Origin of the sequence: Nodularia sp. UHCC 0506 (assembly GCF_034931045.1) — a bacterium.
In the GTDB taxonomy this organism is placed as follows: domain Bacteria; phylum Cyanobacteriota; class Cyanobacteriia; order Cyanobacteriales; family Nostocaceae; genus Nodularia.
Genome location: NZ_JAYGHH010000002.1, coordinates 10,372 through 27,495 on the forward strand (window position 1 = coordinate 10,372; position 17,124 = coordinate 27,495).

18 protein-coding genes are annotated in these 17,124 nt (G+C 41.0%); 13 read left to right on the forward strand and 5 right to left on the reverse strand.

Translation table 11 applies throughout. The features are described 5' to 3' along the window. The 3 genes from VB654_RS01710 to VB654_RS01720 all read left to right on the forward strand — a co-directional run. Positions 1 to 377, forward strand: a 377-nt coding sequence (locus VB654_RS01710) for a Uma2 family endonuclease (RefSeq protein ID WP_323211628.1), incomplete at its 5' end; no start/stop codon positions are given. Positions 378 to 587: 210 nt separating this feature from the next. Further along, complete coding sequence (locus VB654_RS01715; protein ID WP_323211630.1) at positions 588 to 2,102, forward strand: AAA family ATPase; 1,515 nt, start codon at positions 588 to 590, stop codon at positions 2,100 to 2,102. A gap of 108 nt (positions 2,103 to 2,210) precedes the next feature. Beyond that, entirely contained in the window at positions 2,211 to 2,675 is a 465-nt protein-coding gene (locus tag VB654_RS01720) for an SH3 domain-containing protein (protein ID WP_323211631.1), read from the forward strand. Positions 2,676 to 2,788: 113 nt separating this feature from the next. Here VB654_RS01720 and VB654_RS01725 read toward each other — a convergent pair whose 3' ends face one another. Then, the gene (locus tag VB654_RS01725; protein WP_323211632.1) at positions 2,789 to 5,815 is read right to left on the reverse strand and encodes an SMC family ATPase; all 3,027 of its coding nucleotides are present in this window, start codon (positions 5,813 to 5,815) and stop codon (positions 2,789 to 2,791) included. A gap of 348 nt (positions 5,816 to 6,163) precedes the next feature. Between VB654_RS01725 and VB654_RS01730 the strand changes: the two genes are divergently transcribed. Continuing rightward, positions 6,164 to 6,850: a conjugal transfer protein TrbI gene (locus VB654_RS01730; RefSeq protein ID WP_323211633.1), complete on the forward strand. Its 687-nt coding sequence runs from the start codon at positions 6,164 to 6,166 to the stop codon at positions 6,848 to 6,850. A 3-nt stretch (positions 6,851 to 6,853) separates the two neighbouring features. On the opposite strand, the gene VB654_RS01735 is transcribed toward VB654_RS01730, so the two are convergent. After that, entirely contained in the window at positions 6,854 to 6,985 is a 132-nt protein-coding gene (locus tag VB654_RS01735; protein WP_323211634.1) for a hypothetical protein, read from the reverse strand. 345 nt (positions 6,986 to 7,330) lie between these two features. Between VB654_RS01735 and VB654_RS01740 the strand changes: the two genes are divergently transcribed. Next, entirely contained in the window at positions 7,331 to 8,572 is a 1,242-nt protein-coding gene (locus tag VB654_RS01740; protein ID WP_323211635.1) for an S-layer homology domain-containing protein, read from the forward strand. Between the two features lie 100 nt (positions 8,573 to 8,672). Here the strand turns inward: VB654_RS01740 and VB654_RS01745 are convergent, their stop codons facing one another. Continuing rightward, complete coding sequence (locus tag VB654_RS01745) at positions 8,673 to 10,016, reverse strand: HAMP domain-containing sensor histidine kinase (RefSeq protein WP_323211636.1); 1,344 nt, start codon at positions 10,014 to 10,016, stop codon at positions 8,673 to 8,675. A gap of 265 nt (positions 10,017 to 10,281) precedes the next feature. Here VB654_RS01745 and VB654_RS01750 point away from each other — a divergent pair, with 265 nt between their 5' ends. Continuing rightward, a complete protein-coding gene (locus VB654_RS01750; RefSeq protein WP_323211637.1) occupies positions 10,282 to 10,599 on the forward strand; it encodes a DUF3155 domain-containing protein in 318 nt (105 codons plus the stop codon). 380 nt (positions 10,600 to 10,979) lie between these two features. Here VB654_RS01750 and VB654_RS01755 read toward each other — a convergent pair whose 3' ends face one another. Together VB654_RS01755 and VB654_RS01760 are read right to left on the reverse strand one after the other, a co-directional pair. Continuing rightward, positions 10,980 to 11,513: a cofactor assembly of complex C subunit B gene (locus VB654_RS01755; RefSeq protein ID WP_323211638.1), complete on the reverse strand. Its 534-nt coding sequence runs from the start codon at positions 11,511 to 11,513 to the stop codon at positions 10,980 to 10,982. Between the two features lie 65 nt (positions 11,514 to 11,578). Further along, positions 11,579 to 11,926, reverse strand: a complete 348-nt coding sequence (locus VB654_RS01760) for a PadR family transcriptional regulator (protein ID WP_323211639.1) — start codon at positions 11,924 to 11,926, stop codon at positions 11,579 to 11,581. 560 nt (positions 11,927 to 12,486) lie between these two features. Here VB654_RS01760 and VB654_RS01765 point away from each other — a divergent pair. From VB654_RS01765 to VB654_RS01795, 7 genes are all read left to right on the forward strand, one after another. Beyond that, positions 12,487 to 13,065 (forward strand): DUF3611 family protein, encoded by a 579-nt coding sequence (locus VB654_RS01765; protein WP_323211640.1) that lies wholly within the window; start codon positions 12,487 to 12,489, stop codon positions 13,063 to 13,065. A gap of 159 nt (positions 13,066 to 13,224) precedes the next feature. Beyond that, positions 13,225 to 14,505 (forward strand): serine--tRNA ligase, encoded by a 1,281-nt coding sequence (serS, locus tag VB654_RS01770; protein WP_323211641.1) that lies wholly within the window; start codon positions 13,225 to 13,227, stop codon positions 14,503 to 14,505. A 74-nt stretch (positions 14,506 to 14,579) separates the two neighbouring features. Beyond that, positions 14,580 to 15,776, forward strand: coding sequence for a Shedu anti-phage system protein SduA domain-containing protein (locus VB654_RS01775; RefSeq protein ID WP_323211643.1), 1,197 nt, complete (start codon positions 14,580 to 14,582; stop codon positions 15,774 to 15,776). 335 nt (positions 15,777 to 16,111) lie between these two features. Beyond that, a complete protein-coding gene (locus VB654_RS01780) occupies positions 16,112 to 16,333 on the forward strand; it encodes a type II toxin-antitoxin system HicB family antitoxin (protein WP_323211644.1) in 222 nt (73 codons plus the stop codon). 84 nt (positions 16,334 to 16,417) lie between these two features. Next, complete coding sequence (locus VB654_RS01785) at positions 16,418 to 16,633, forward strand: type II toxin-antitoxin system HicB family antitoxin (RefSeq protein ID WP_323211645.1); 216 nt, start codon at positions 16,418 to 16,420, stop codon at positions 16,631 to 16,633. Beyond that, positions 16,617 to 16,853 (forward strand): type II toxin-antitoxin system Phd/YefM family antitoxin, encoded by a 237-nt coding sequence (locus VB654_RS01790; protein WP_323211646.1) that lies wholly within the window; start codon positions 16,617 to 16,619, stop codon positions 16,851 to 16,853. Before VB654_RS01785 ends, VB654_RS01790 begins: the two co-directional genes overlap by 17 nt. Further along, complete coding sequence (locus VB654_RS01795) at positions 16,847 to 17,113, forward strand: Txe/YoeB family addiction module toxin (RefSeq protein ID WP_323211647.1); 267 nt, start codon at positions 16,847 to 16,849, stop codon at positions 17,111 to 17,113. The genes VB654_RS01790 and VB654_RS01795 overlap by 7 nt, the downstream gene beginning before the upstream one ends. Positions 17,114 to 17,124: the final 11 nt, after the last annotated feature.

Consider the following 17,124-nt stretch of genomic DNA (forward strand, 5'->3'; position numbering starts at 1 on the left):
GGCTGTGCTTTCGGGAAGCGGGTATAAGAACGGGATGGCGTAAGTCTAGGCTGGCGGATTTATATGTGGTAACGGTTGACCAAGTGACAGATATTTTAGATCAATCTGCTGTTTGTCAAACTCCGCCACTTTTAGCTGTGGAAATTATTAGCCCAGAATCAATTAAACGAGATTATCGTTTTAAGCGTTCTGAGTATGCTGCTTTAGAAATTCCCGAATATTGGATTGTTGACCCTTTAGAAAAAAAGGTGACGGTGCTATTTCTGGAAGAAGGATTTTATGAAGAATTAGTTTTTATTGGGGAACAGCAAATTAAATCTCTCGCTTTTTCAGAACTAGTGCTAACTGTTCAGCAAGTTTTAAGTGTAGGTAAGTAAGGGCGGGTTTATTCATATTCTCGTTGATGTTGGATGATATCTGTAAACCTACCCCTACTAGGTTTGGTGGGGAATGGAGCAGATGATTACAAGAAGCTCAATAATATGTCATTCTTCATTACGAATTACGTAAAGCCTACGGCATAGCTACGCTTAGAGCGAAGCTCTCCCAAAGGGAGCATTACGAATTACGAATTACAAATTAGAGTTATGAACTTTCGTGAAGAATTTAAATTGTTGCTACGCGCCCGCTACCCTTTGATTTATATTCCTACTTATGAGGAGGAACGGGTAGAAACGGCGATTCGGGAAGAAGCGGCAAATCAAGGTAATCGCCCTGTGTATACTTGGGATTTTGTGGATGGCTACCAGGGAAATCCCAATGATACTGGGTTTGGTAAGCGTAACCCGTTGCAAGCTTTGGAGTTTGTGGAAAAGTTGCCAGCTTCTGCTCCTGCTGTGTTGATTTTACGCGATTATCATCGGTTTTTGGATGATGTGGCGATCGCACGCAAACTTCGCAATTTAGCCAGACTGTTGAAATCTCAACCCAAAAATCTGGTATTACTATCGCCACGGGTCGCTATTCCTGACGATTTAACCGAAGTTCTCACAGTGGTTGAGTTTCCTTTACCCGCAGCTCCAGAAATTAAAACTGAGGTGGAACGCTTACTGCAAAGCACTGGTCAAAACTCCCTATCTGGCAAAATTCTCGATGACTTGGTACGCTCTTGTCAAGGGCTATCAATGGAACGGATTCGGCGAGTTTTAGCTAGAGCGATCGCATCCCATGGAGAACTGCAACCAGAGGATGTAGACTTAGTTTTGGAGGAAAAACGCCAAACTATCCGCCAAACCCAAATCCTGGACTTCTACCCCGCCACTGAGCGAATTTCTGATATAGGGGGATTAGATAACCTCAAAGATTGGTTACTACGTCGGGGCGGTTCATTTAGTGAGAAAGCCCGCCAGTACGGATTACCACACCCTCGTGGTTTAATGTTATTAGGTATTCAAGGTACTGGTAAATCTTTAACAGCAAAAGCGATCGCACATCACTGGCATTTACCCCTCTTACGCCTCGATGTTGGGCGCTTATTCGGTGGTTTAGTCGGTGAATCAGAATCCCGCACTCGCCAAATGATTCAAGTTGCTGAAGCCCTCGCGCCTTGCGTTTTGTGGATTGATGAAATCGATAAAGGCTTTTCGGGACTTGGTGCTAAAGGTGATGCCGGTACTGCTAGCCGGGTATTTGGGACTTTTATTACTTGGTTAGCCGAAAAAACCTCACCTGTGTTTGTTGTTTCCACCGCTAACGACATCCAAGCCCTACCGCCAGAAATGTTGCGTAAAGGGCGATTTGATGAAATTTTCTTTGTGGGTTTACCGACCCAAGATGAAAGAAAAGCAATTTTTAACGTTCATTTATCCCGACTGCGCCCCCATAACCTGAAAAGTTATGATATTGAGAGATTAGCTTATGAAACGCCCGATTTTTCTGGGGCTGAGATTGAGCAAACCTTAATTGAAGCGATGCACATTGGATTTAGTCAAAACCGCGATTTTGCTAATGAAGATATTCTCGAAGCTGCCAGCCAGATTATACCTTTAGCTCGAACGGCTGTGGAGCAAATTCAACAACTACAAGAATGGGCTGCATCTGGAAGAGCGCGTTTAGCCTCGAAACATAATCCTTTAACTGATACTTTCGGGAAGTTACGTTAACGCATTCAGCGACAGATGTAATAATTAAATAATTAGTCATTTGGATGTCAATGGTCAATATTTAAGAACTACTATTGACTATTGAGCAATGGTGATGAGGTTTTCAAGATGTTTGTTAATTTACTAAAATTTATACTGGGCGTTATTTTAGCGATCGCCATTTTAACCGGTAGCGGTGTTGCAGTTGCACTCTATTTCATGAATAGAAGCTTTATGCCCCCACCTAAACCTCTGTTTGCCAATGATAGTCCGGCGTTGAAAGAGCAAGCTCCTCAAGCTACTGAGGTAAATAATGCATCCACCCCAACACCAACACCAACGCCAACGCCAACACCAACACCAACACCAACGGACGCATTACCACCGGGGGCTTACCAAGGACGTGTTACTTGGCCTGAAGGCTTAATTGTACGAGCTGAACCAAGCATGGACGGTGAACGTGTTGCTGGAGTTGCTGCTAATGAAGAAGTGATTGTCTTGGAAGAAAGTCAGGATAAAAAATGGCAAAAGATTCGCACAGAAGGTAAACAAGAAGGTTGGGTAAGAATTGGCAATACTGAACGGGTGGAATAATTCGTAATTCGTAGTTCGTAGTTCGTAATTCGTAATTCGTAGTTCGTAATTCGTAATTCGTAGTTTAGCTGTTAATGAACCTCTAGCTCCAGCAACGCTAGTTAGAGGTATATCTACATTGACAAACTGACTTGGGAACCTTGCTGGGTTTTATTAACCTCTATGCGGGCTTGAAAGGCTTCTTTGAGGTGGGGCATATGGGTTACAGTCAGTATACAGGCAAAATCACAAGCGATCGCATTAATGGACGCAATCAAGCGATCGCATCCTTCCGCATCCTGTGTCCCAAAGCCTTCATCTATAATTAATAATTGCAAAGCTGCACCCGCCCTCTGTGCCAATAATTTCGCTAGGGCTAAACGGATGGCAAAGTTAATTCTAAATGCTTCCCCACCAGAGTAAGTCTCATAAGCTCGTGTTCCACTAGAATCAGCAATTAAAATATCTAAAGTATCAATCAGCTTGGCATTTTTCTTTTTTGCTTTACTACTGCGCCCAGATTTCTGAGTAATAAATTGTACGTGTAATTGATTAGCACTCAGCCGTGATAACAGTTGATTTGTCTCAGCTTCTAGTTGTGGCAACACATTTTCAATCATCAGTGCTTGGATACCATTTTTACCAAATGCCTGCGCCAATTCCTGATAAACTCGTTGTTCATGCTTACAAGAATTTAACTGTTGCTGCTGTTGTTCATACTGATTTTGCAGAGTTTCCAACTGTAGCATCAACTGTTCTAAACGCCCTAAACTGGCGATTTTTTCATCAAGTTGCCGTCGGCGGGTTTGAATTTGCTGCTCTAAAGCGTTAATTTGTTGGGTGGGGTTGGTTGATTTGGCTAATTCTTGAGTAATACTTTCAATTTGAGTTAGCAGTTTTTGCCGCTCTTGCAATCTCTCACTTCTGGAAACCTCTAAATCCTGCCATCGTTTCTGGAGTTGGGGAAACTGCTGTTGGGCTGACACAAGTTGTTGATAACGTAATTCCCAAGATTGGGCTTGGCGTACAGCTACGCGCAAGCTGTTATGTTGCTCTGAACTGTAAGCAATTTCTGCAATTTGACGCTGAAGTTGAGTGATTTCTTTAGCACAATCAGAATCAATTTTATCTTGCTGGATTTGATTCTGTAACTGAGAAATAGTTGCTTGTAATTCTGGTTTCCGGGCAGCTATTTGAGCTTGTCGTTTAGCTGCGTCTTTAATTTGCCCTTGTTTAATTTCTGCCCATCGCCAACGCTCTGCTTCACTTCTAGCTAAAGCATGGTCTTGCTCATTATAATTCAATTCTTGTAAATATGCTTCTAATTGTCGCAGTTGGGCTTGTTTGTCAGGGGCGTAATCACCTGCTTGCAGCGATCGCTCTAAATGTTGCTTTTCCTCAGCCAGTTGTTGTAATTGTTGGTCAGCATCACTGGTTGATTGCAGTTGTGCCGCTAATTGACCTCTTTGTTCTCGTAGGGTGTCATAAGGTGATACTTTTTGCAATATTTCCCGATATTCTTGCCTCAGTACCTGAATTTCTCGGTCTGAAACTGCCTTTTGTTCCCGGAATACCCACAATTGCCCCTCAGTATCTTTGTACTCGTTTTTGGTTTTATCCACCACACGATTCCAATGATGTTCATCTAAAGGACGCTCACACAAGGGACACATTGCATCAGGGGTGCGAAGCATTTCCAGTTTTTTCTCCAATTCGCCCAATAACCTTTCATATTCTCGCTGTTGAGCTTGCAGACGTTCCATAAAATGCCGTCTTTCCTGGCCTTTGTCCTGGACTCGTTGCAGATAAACTTTGTCTTTCTCCATCTGGGAAATCTGGATTTCTAAGTCTCTCGCCGCTTGTTGTAATTGCGGTTGACGTTGGGAGGAGCGTTTTAGTTGGTTTTCTGTCGCTTGTAACTGTTCTAATCTGGCTACTAAACCAGCATGAACTCTATCCAGTTGACTTTGGAGGTTTTGGCGTTGTTGCAACAAAGGAGAAACTTGCATTTGCAGTTCATCTAATTGAGTCACACGGCGACGAGCTGCGGTAAGTTGGGTTAAAGCCGCTTCCACTTCTGGCGATTTATTCAGAGTGTGCTGAATTTCTAGCTCTTGTTGTTCTAATACTAGTAATTGTCCTTCAACTTGTTGCAGTTGCCTTTCTAGTTCGTGAATTTGGTTGGTTAGTTGCTGTTGCTTTTGTTGAAGTAAAGCCGTGGCACGGGTATATTCTTGAAATTTAGTAGCAATAGCTTCTTCTTGAGCTTGCAGAGTTTGATACTGTGTAAAACCAGATTTAATTTCAGCTTCCTGATTTAAAATGGCTGCTAAATCTGATAACTGACTATGCACAGATGACTGTTCTTGTTGCAAGCGATCGCCATCTTGAGTTAAATTTTGATGTTGTTGCCTGACAAAATTCAGTTGTTGCTCCCAATTTTGCCTCTGGTGCTGCACAACTTGCAAACTTTGTAATTGAATATTGTCAAAAGCCTGGACTTGTTGCAGTTGGTTGAGTTCAGTTTCTAACTCTGTTTTTTGGGCTTGTGTTGCTGCCCGTGCTTGTAGCTGAACTTGGCTGGACTCCAAAGAACGCTCTAACTCTTCTGCCCGCCCTTTCAACTGGCGATATGTCTCTTTTGCCCGTTCTTCTAATTGATCATATTGATTCAGTTTTAATAATTCTGCTAAAATTTCCTTGCGCTCACTGGGACGCTTGATCATAAATTCATCTGCACGGCCTTGACGCAAGTAGGCAGAATTAATAAAAGTATCATAATCAAGTTTGATATGTTCTAAAATCAAATCTTGTGTAGCTCTAACTCCTTTCCCAGTCAAGGCGCGAAACCCAGAAGCAGTTTCTATTTGAAATTCTAGGACACCACTAGCACCCCGAACTCTGGTGCGAATTACCCGATATTTTTGCTGATTACATTGAAAAACATAATCAACCCGAACTTCTTTCGCACCTGAATGAATTACATCATCTTCAACACCGGCACGGCTTTGACCCCAGATTGCCCATGTGATTGCTTCTAAAAGTGAAGATTTACCCGCACCATTAGAACCACAAATACAAGCCGTATGCAAACCACGAAAATCTAAAGTTGCATCACGGTAACTGAGGAAGTTTTTGAGGATAAGTTGTACTGGAATCATTGAGGCTATAGTGCCGCATCTAAATATTTTACGAACTTGCAGTACAGATGCACTATTTGATAGTTTACCTATGTGATTATCACTATTCTAGTCCTTAAGTCCGTAATTTTACTAATCTTAACAAGATTATGACCAAGTTTTTCGGATGAAGCAAATTATTTTGCTGAACTCCGAAGAAAAATATAACTGCCATGCCCTCAAACAATTTAAACCTGCTTGTATGGTTTGTATTTATTCAGTTATCAGTGAACAGTTATTCCGTGAACAATTATTAGTTATCACGTTTAGAAACAATCACCATAAATTATCGTCAGATCATACATCACAGAAATAAAACACAAGCATCCTATGACTATCCTCTATCAATGGAAATCTAGAACCGCCGCACTCATGGCAATGGCAATTACTACCACTGCTGTTGCTCCAATGATTGCCTTTGCTCCTGCTCATGCTCAGTATAATATTGGGCAATCAAGAACAGTTACCATCCCTGCTAACGCTAACGTAAGTTTTCCAGTTAGATACGACAAAGAGAAAGTTGTTGTTAGTCGTGGGGAAACATTAGACCTGACATTGAAAATATCCAACGACATCACCGATAACCGGAGAAATGTCTTAATTCCGAGAAACACCGAAGTTGTAGGACAGCTAGAACCTGTATATTTAAACGGCAGAAATAGGGATAATGACAATATCAGAGGTGTGCGTTTTGTCGCACGGGAATTAGTCTTTCCCTCTGGCCGTCGCCAATCAATTAATGCTTCTTCTCAGACTATCACCAGAACTGAAACAGTGAGTAGAAACGATAGCGGTAAAATATTGACAGATGCGGCTATTGGTGCTGGTACTGCCACGGCAATTTCATTAATTACAGGTAATCGCAGAATTGAAATTTTAGAACCTCTGGGTGGTGCAGCTGCTGGTGCTTTAGCCAGTGTACTGCTACGTAAAAAAGAAACTGAAGTTTTCGTGGTAAGACCAGAACAGGATTTGAGACTGGCACTTAATTCTAATTTAGTCATAGACCGCTACTAAGCTTCACCAGATTACAGCCGTGATTTTAATTATCTCCCATGAGCGATCGCTACTGTAACTATAGTAGGCGATCGCTTCATTTTGTATAGCTATTTTTCGGCATTTGCGAAACTTACCCCAGCATTTTGCAGTCAAATCACTGTTTATACCAAAAGACAGACATCTGAGCTAGTTGAATACTCATAAAGCAAGAGTCAAAAATATTTCATGCTCTTGCAACTATTTTTATTGCTGTCACGTCTGAGTCAATATAGGTTTGTTTTAATTTATTGTTGTTCAAACCATATTCCATGACTACGCCTCGCAAACTATTATCCATAAATGGTATACCCATTAATATTTAACGGCAAAAAAATAAAATATACGAATTATTTAAAATAGCAAAATTACTGATTAAAAAGAAAAAAACTAGGAACTTTTCATTACACAAATTGTCTGAATAAGTAAGAGAAAAAACTTAATTTTACTGGAGTAAAAACAATGTTTAATTTAAATCGTGGGCAATCTAAAACTGCTGCACTTATGACTGTGAGCTTCACAATAGGCGCTATCGCACCCTTTATTAACGCCTCACAATCTTTAGCTCAAACCACATTTTCTGATGTTTCGTCTAACTATTGGGCAGCGCAGTTCATTCAACAATTGTCACAGCGAGGTGTGATTGCTGGTTTTCCTGATGGTAGATTCCGCCCAGAAGAACCAGTAACCCGCGCCCAATTTGCCGCGATGATTAACAATGCTTTTTCAAAAGCACCAGAACGGCAAGCCATTAATTTTGTAGATGTGTCCAGCAATTTTTGGGCATCTAATGCGATTCGCCAAGCCTATACTATCGGTTTCTTATCAGGATATCCCGGTAATCGCTTCGAGCCTAACCAAAATATTCCCCGCCAACAGGTTTTGGTGGCTTTAGCTAATGGTTTAAATTATTCTCCCACTGCTAACACCCAAACAACTCTACAAACTTTCAGTGATAGCTTTAATATTGCTGACTGGGCCCGTAGTCCCATCGCTGCTGCCACTGAGCGGCGAATTGTGGTTAACTATCCTAATGTTCAGTTCTTGAATCCCACAGCAACAGCTACACGCGCCCAGGTAGCCGCGTTTATATATCAGGCGTTAGTCAGTTCTAATCAAGCTTCAGCAATTAATTCGCCTTATATCGTTGCCCTGCAAACGACTGCACCCACACCTATATCTGTCACCATTCCCCAAGGAACTGCTATTCCTGTGAAATATGATCAGGCAGAAAAAATCCTGGTTACGAAAGATGAAACAGCACCTTTGACTCTGACAGTAGACCAAAATGTAGTTACCCAAGAAGGAAGAGTAGTCATTCCGGCTGGTAGTCAAGTGGTTGGTAAACTCCAACCGGCTCGAGGTGGTTCGCAATTCGTGGCCGAAAGACTACTGTTAACCACAGGTGAAGAGTATCAAATTAACGCCTCTTCAGAAGTAATTACTAAAACTGAAACCATTAGACGAGGTACAAGCACCAGTACAATCATCCAAAATACTCTCTTAGGTGCTAGTGCTGCGGCTGCGGTATCTGCTGTTACAGGCGATCGCGCGATCGCCACAGAAGAAGTCCTCGGTGGTGCGGCTATCGGCGGTTTAATTGGTCTGTTCTTTGGTAGAAACAGCGTTGACTTAATCGCGATCTCACCTGATACCGATTTACAAATGACAATCAATCAAAACTTGCTGGTTTCAGTGAGATAGTAATTGGTCATTGGTCGTTGGGGAGTTACCATCTTCTCTCCCCCTGCTCCCTGCCCCCTGCCCCCTGCTCCCCTGCCCCCTGCTCCCTGCCCCCTGCCTCTTATCCCCCCTGCTTCTTCATTGGCAACCAAATTATAAAAGTATTTCCCGGTGCATCGGCTGAAGACATAGTTGAGTTAATTGCAGGGCTGAAAATCTCGATTTCGCCCTGCATTTGTTGTATTAATTGTTTTGCGATCGCTAGTCCTAAACCACTACCAGGAATTTCAGTTTGCGCTTGTACTCCCCGATAATGGCGTTCTCCCAAATGTGCTAAATCTTCTGGGGGAATTCCAGATCCAGTATTACTAATAGCAATTCCTTGGAAATTAACTTTTTTTTGCCCTACCTGAATGAGAATCTTGCCACCTGGAGGAGTGTACTTTAAAGCGTTATCAATGAGATTACTTAATACTTCTTGTAATGCTTTGACATTAACTTGTACTAGTGGTAAATTTCTAGGAATTTCTGTTTTCAGTTGTAGATGACGCTCCTGTGCTATGGCTTTAGCTGACACTAGTAATGGTGTTAATAAATCAACTACAAAGCAATCAGTTTCTTTCTCTCCCGTTCCCGGCAACAATAATGCTGGTTTGCGCTCTTTCTCTACAGTTGCTTCTACAAATACTTCATTTTCTGGCAACGATAAAGGCGCTAAATCTGCCTCAGTCCAGTCAATTACTTGATCGAACTGTCGTAGCAATTCTTCTAGGCGATCGCTTTCTCGGACAATATTCGCCCCTACTTCACGATTGGGATCACCTTGTCGCAAGCGTTTTAATAGCAGTTTGCCAAAAGTGCGTAATGCTGTCAAGGGGTTACGAAATTGGTGCAGGAGATTATCGAGCAAATCTCGCTGCTGTTCTTGGAGAATTTGTTGTTGGTGTAACTGATGTTGTAGCCAAGCTCGACGTTGATCTAGAATACAGGCGATCGCCAGCGTCTGGACTATTTTTTGAATTTCGCTTTGCTCTTTTTCATTCCATGCCCGGTCTTCTCTACCCGTCACCAACAACCCCATCATCACACCTTCATGAATTAGAGGCAGGACAATTTGGTGTCCACTGAGCCGAGATTCCTCTGTTAAATCAGGTTGTTCAGCATCTACTTTCCTTGTCTCCTGTGATGAAATCGGTGATCCCGTCCCGGCTGTCAATAATCTACTCTGTTGCTGAGGTAACACCAAAACATCTCCAATTGTTGCTTCCGTCATATCTTCTCCTGGTCGTAAGACTGCTGTCTCCGGGTAAACGACTACAGGAATTAATTTTGCCTCACCAGCAGGAGCATCCACCAACTCTTGTGTTAAGTAAACAACACTTAAAGATGCTCCCAGTCCTTGGGTTAACAGTGCTATTTGCTCTCGGCATAGAGCAACAAAATCTGAACTGGCAGACATTAACATTTTTTAGCTTTTGCTCAAGATCACAGAATTTGAGGGAAGATAGAAGAATGTTGCTTTATTTTTTTCTCACTCTTTGCATCAAGCTTAACTAAATCTTTGCAGTAATGGTTTGCACCGGGGGATTATATGCTTTACCAATTTTAAATATTATCTTTCTGTATCAAAAGTTTAAGAACTATTGATATTTTGAACTAGAACTTATATAATTGCGACGGATTTTGTAGCTATAACTACAATCTATAGCTTGAAAGAGGAGGACAATCAGTTGGCAAGAAGACGTAAGCGGAAAAGTCGCCGTCGCCAAGAAGGACGACGCATTCTAGAGCATGTGCCTCAATATAGCATCGAAAGTGGCGAAGAAAAACCTGTAACAGCAGCGAGAAAATTCATTCAAGCTGAAGGGATTGCGCCACCAGCATTGCTACTTGTAAAGCGAAATGAACACACAACAGACCGTTATTTCTGGGCAGAGAAGGGTCTGTTTGGCGCTCAATACGTAGAAGAAAACCATTTCTTGTTTCCCAGTCTGCGGACATTAGAATCTCCAGTAGGTATGGAACCAGTGGCTGTGGCTAGCCGCTAGATATAAATGGTTAACTTTTAAATGATCGAATGTTGGCTTCTCACAATCATTTAACTAGTAAAGTTGCTCAGTTTATGCAAAGTTTTCGTTTTTTTTAAGTTTGTGAATGATTTGCCAGTATATTATCAAGCCCAGTTAATTGGACTGAATAAGAAAATCAGCTTCTTCTCAAACCGCGTTGGTTTGTATGAATTGATTTCTAGTCAAATGATACAGAGGGGAGTCAGATAGAGCAAAATGCGTCCGCAAGTGAGAGTTGAGTTGCGCTCTCCTTCAATGGATTGCCCAGGAAGCTCAGTAAGCAGATATAATTTTTTCCCTACGATGCAATGTCGTAGGGAAAACTTATGTATCCGCCAACTTTTTCCTCCTCCCTCATGTCAATCAGCCGATTTCAACTGTAAAGCCTTTTGTAACTCCATGAGTTCATCTCTGTGGGCAATTACAGTAATTTTACTTACAGAGCTTGATTCCCCCTGCTTTGCTGACTCTATCTGGAAAGATACCTTCTCAAATCTTCCTGATTTTTTCCAATAAAACAGACCACTCAAAGGCGAAAGTATGACTAATCCGATAAATAAAGTACCGAAGTCAGGAAAAAGCATCGATAAAACCAACGCCAGACAAGCCATACCTCCAAATGCCAGTAGTGTTAAAAACACTGCTAAAAACCAGCTAGGTTGAACAAAACCTTCAAAAATAACTTGATTTTTTTCTCGGTCTATGGTTTCTACTTGGTAAGACCGCGAGCGAAAATACTCCCGAACTTTGGGCATTAAAGCATTTTCATCTTGTTCAGAGACAAGTTGTGCTTTCGTGATCCGGTCTTTGGTGGAAGCACGAATAAAGAAAAACAACCCAACTGATAACAACAGTGTGAGCAGCAACGTCGATGGAACAATTGCAGTATCCATAACTAAATTGTTATTGTTTTCATTGGAGTACACTTATCTATGATGAGTTATTCATTAATTATTCATTATTTTGTTCTCCCGTTTCTGTAATCTTGCCAAAGTTGTGCCAAATCCTGTGATCGTTCTTGCCATTCTGGAGAAACTTGGTACATCCGCCTGGGGCGACCTCGCCCTTCGAGTTTCTTCCAATACCCAGTAATAGCCTTTTCGTCTTCGAGAAATTTGATCGCACTATAAAGTACGGTATCCGACAGCCGATAGATAGGGTATTCAGTTTCCAATCGCTGGATCAACTCAGTTCCGTAGGATTCACCTTGTAACAAGATATACAAAATATAGCAAATTGCTACTTCCTGACAGAGATAAGTTGGCGGAGGATTCTCAAAGAATTGATATATATCCTCAAGTTTCATGGTTTAGTGAATGGCTAAAAAATGCCTGGTAATAGTGGTATCTACAATCCTGGTAGACAGTATATAGTGCTACTACAAAATAAGCAGTTATATCTGGCTACTTTGGCAGGGTTTTCTCTGGGTAAACATTACAACAATTACCCACGCGGCTAGAGTCGCGGGACAGATGTGCAAGTTTGAGGAGCGCAAAATACTACGTTCCTACCCAAGTTATAGGTGTTGTGGAGAGGAGCAATTAAAGCGATCGCCTGGACAGCTTCCAGGTGTCAAGTGATGCCAAACTGGTTAGAACTGCCTAAGCATAAAATGCCATCGAAGAAATTTTACAAGCAAAATGCCGTTTTGTCTGCAAAAGTTAATAAACACTTTGTTTTACTGTGATTATCCCAGTACAAAACCTCAAAAATTAAGCTATGTGAAAAGTCGGGATAAAAACCTATATGCTTGTAGACACAATCAAATCAGCATTCAACACTGACTACCTGGACTTGAGATACTCGTATCCCATCTGGTAAGTGTGATATTAAATTTAACAAGTTTTTACCGCATTGGTGATCAGTATGTCACAAAACCCCGACACCCCATCGTCTTCGTCTAATCTCCGCGCGATCGCCCAAACCTTTCGCCTCACAGGTTGGATTAGTTTTTGGATTCAGCTAGTCTTAGGAGTTGTTTCTGCAATTATTGTGCTGCTATTTGCGATATTTAGTCAGCAACGAAATGCCACAGGTAATAATCCTGGGACTGGGTTTGGCGTATTTTTAGCAGTTTGCGGAATTGTTATTTTAGCTGGCGGCATTTATTTGGCTTTTCGATATACCAGAATAGGTAATCAATTGCAATCCTCAAATCCCAGTAATCGTCCTCGCAAAAGTGAGACGCTGCAAGTATTACGCCTGGGACTGTGGATTAATTTAGTGGGAATGCTAGTGACATTATTGGGTTCACAAGCGATCGTAGGGACATTGGTAGCCAGATCGATATCTCCCCAAGCTGCAACCACTCAATTATTTGACCCTACACGGATTATTAGCGGTCTAGATATGCTTGTAGTCCAGGCCAACATCAACACCGTTTCAGCCCACTTTGCAGGGCTTGCAGTGTCCATTTGGCTACTTAATCGCATTACCCGGACTTAACAACTATATTCACAATCAGAATTAATATAGAATTTTCTAGCTTGAGCAAGATTAGCAGAACGAAATTGTTAGATTGGCAATTCCTGCCCTCCCAAGCCAAAATCAGGATATGCTGATGTTTTGGCAAGAAGACACTAGGCAAAAAACCGAGAAAAATCTGTGCTGGATATTAAGCAAATACGGGAAAATCCCCAATTAATCCAAGAACGTTTGAACAGTCGTAGTGGTAAATACGACATCGAACCGATTTTACAATTAGACAAGCAACAACGGGAACTAGAAGGGACACGCAGTCAACTTCAAGCCCGCAGTAACGAAATTGGTAAACTTGTCGGACAGAAGATTAAATCTGGTACTGATCCTCAATCTCCAGAAATTCAAGCCTTGCGGGACGAAGGTAACTCAGTTAAAGCTCAATTAAGTGAACTGGAACCCCAAGAAAAAGCCCTCAAAGCCGAAATTGAGCAACTGGTGTTAGCACTCCCCAATTTACCCAGTGAGTTCACACCTCTTGGCACAAGTGAAAATGATAATCAAGAAGTGCGGCGCTGGGGTGATGAATATTTCCCGCAAAACCCAAAGATTATTCCTCATTGGGAAATCGGCGAAAAATTAGGTATTCTCAACTTTGAACGGGCTGTAAAAGTTGCCCAAAGTCGGTTTGTGACTCTGGTTGGTGCAGGTGCGGCTTTAGAAAGGGCATTAATTCAGTTTATGCTGAAGACGCAAACAGAAGCCGGCTATATAGAAGTTAGTCCGCCGTTGTTAGTGAATACTGATGCTTTAACCGGAACTGGTCAGTTACCAAAGTTTGCGGAAGAAAGTTTTAAATGTGCTGATGATGAATTGTGGTTGATACCCACAGCAGAAGTTCCCGTTACCAACCTTTACCGGGAAGAAATTTTAGCTGCGGAAGAGTTACCAATTTATCACTGTGCTTATACTCCCTGTTTTCGTAGAGAAGCGGGAAGTTATGGGCGAGATATGCGGGGTTTAATTCGTCTGCACCAATTCAATAAAGTTGAGTTAGTAAAAGTTGTTCATCCTAGTTCTTCTTTTGATGAATTAGAAAAATTGGTAGTAAATGCCGAAGCAATTTTACAAGCTTTGAAATTACCTTATCGAGTCATTAATTTATGTACTGCTGATTTAGGTTTTGGGGCAACGAAAACTTATGATTTAGAAGTATGGTTGCCTTCTTCTGGGAAGTATCGAGAAATTTCCAGTTGTTCTAATTGTGTAGATTTCCAAGCAAGAAGGGCTGATATTCGCTTTAAGGAAGCTGGTAAGAAGGGGACGCAGTTTGTCCATACTTTAAACGGTTCCGGTTTAGCTGTGGGCAGAACTATGGCAGCGATTTTGGAGAATTATCAGCAGCCAGATGGGACGATTAAAGTACCGGAGGTGTTGCAACCATTTTTGGGTAGGGACATTTTGTGATTTAGATATCTGCTGAAAAAGTAGAGGCGTTTTAGGTTGCGTCTCTACACAAGTAATTAATTTTGGAAAATTATATGTTTAGTGACTTAGACCTTTGGAATGCAATATATGCACTTTATGAATTGCTGGTAGATCAAGAAAATTCTGAGGCAAAATACCAATACTTTTTTGAGTCAAATCCAGTTGTTTTCAAAATTCTGGGTTTTGATACTGTTCAATCCTACGAAAAATCATCTGGTAAACAAATTCCATTTGACAACGAGCGCGGCTTTAGACCAGAACCGGACTTCCTCTGTGCTAACCTAGAATCTTGTAATTTAACTGTTTTCGAGCTTAAAACGCCTTTTGTATCTCCATTCATCGTTGAGCGAACAGATGGGAACCGTCGAAAGTTTAATGCTACTGCTGAATCTTATGTTTCTCAAGCGACCGAATATATTGACTCTATCCGCGAACGTAGTGAAGCTCGAAATGTGGTGAAATCAGATTTGTTACTACCGGAAATATCGTCGTACAAAATCATCCTCATTTATGGGCTTGCAGAAGATAATGATATGGGTGGCGTGTCGAGACTTCTTGAAAATCGCAAAACTCCAACTTCATTTATTTGTTATGATTCATTGCTCAATCAACTAATTGAAAAGTATCTAAGCACTCGAAAACCAACAGATAATCGAATTGGAGGGTCAATTATTTATCACTTGATTGTTGACAAAGAACAACTATTTACACGTTCATTCATCGCTGATCATGGTTCCCCTCAAAAAAATCGCTTATCCATTTTTATTGAGAATGGGTATATTATTTATCAGTGTATTGACAACGAATATATAGTACATTTATGTAAAGCCCCAATAACATACGAAAAATCAATCTACCTGCGATTTGAATATGCGACTGATCATAATGGTATATATATGTCGTTAAATGTGAACAATGAAGAACACGATTTACGTATTGGCAGTGCCACCTTAAATTTCAATCTACAACTTACTGGATTTGTTTTAGGTACAGATATTTCCTGCAAGTATTTTGGAAAATTCTATATGCTTGAAGCCTGCTATGTATCGAAAACAATGTCTATAGAAGACAAGCTTGGCTCATACCATTACTTCAAACGCAAGGCAGCATCTCTCTCTGGTGGAGTGTATTTTGATGGGGCGCATTATCTTGTGAGAAACAATAATGGAAATATGAGTCAAAGTGATCCTAAATATCAACCAAAATATGTAAAACCATTTCTTTATGAAGATGCTCCTGTTTCTAATTAGCCTTGATTGCGTTTATCGTTTATCTTGTAAGTGAGGTTCAGTCTGAGAAGCCTGTTAATGAGGATGACTACCAAAACAACAAAAAACTACATGGATTACAGCGCTTCCGGCTATTATGCAATACAGTTTTCTCCTTGTCCCTCTCCTATCATAGCTTTCAGCTTTGGGGATGTACCTCATAGCTGCCGGAAGTGCTGTAACAGGATAATAGTTAGTTGTAGTTAGAAGCAGAAAATGGTTAGAAAAGGAAAAAACTTAGTAATTTTAGTTCATAGTAATCGTGTTAAATCAGTTTATATTAAACAAGTATTAGAGCTAATAGAAGGAGAACAATCATGAACTATCCCATAGTCGTTTACCCATGTGATGAAGGTGGTTTTGTGGCTGAAGTTCCAGCTTTACGCGGATGTTTAGCACAAGGTGAAACTTTAGAAGAAACGTTACAAGAATTGATGATTGTGAGAAATTTATGGTTGGAAACAGCCGAGAAATACGGTCAAAAACTACCAGATGTTGAAAGTACCATTGCTAAAGTCAAAGCACTAAGTTGTGTGTAATTATTACTCTTATACTTCTAATCCTGTACAGACTTATTGAATTCGATACAATAAGCTTAATTATGAGCTAACTGTAGTTGACACATGGTCAAAGAATTCAGTGTAATTATTGAGAGAGACTCAGATGGTTACTTCGTGGCTTCAGTCCCCAATCTAAAAGGCTGTCACACACAAGCAAAATCCCTCAATGAGCTAATGGAACGTATCCAAGAAGCAATAGAACTTTGTTTAGAATTTGAAAATTCTGCAATTGGAAAAAGCAGATTTAGACAGATGGAGGTTTATGATTCCCATCAATGAAGCTCAACAGCAGTTACAGGATTTAATTGATTCCGTAAATCAATCCCATCAACCCATTGTGATTGCAGGACAAAGTAGCAATGCAGTGTTATTGTCTGAAGCTGACTGGACATCTGTACAAGAAACCCTGTATCTTCTCTCAGTACCAGGGATGAGGGAATCGATTCGAGAAGGACTAGCAACGCCGATTGAGGAATGTGATCGGGAGTTAGAGTGGTGAGTTGGGATTTGGTTTACACCAAACAAGCACAGAAAGATGCCAAAAAGCTCACCGCTAGTAATTTAAGAGATAAGGCGCAAACCTTACTCGATATCATTCAAACTAATCCGTTTCAGAATCCGCCACCCTATGAAAAGTTAGTGGGAGATTTAGAAGGTGCATACTCCAGAAGAATCAATATTCAGCATCGTCTGGTATATGAGGTGGTTGAGTCTGAGAATACAGTGAAAATTTTGCGGATGTGGACTCATTATGAGTAATATTTTCAGCA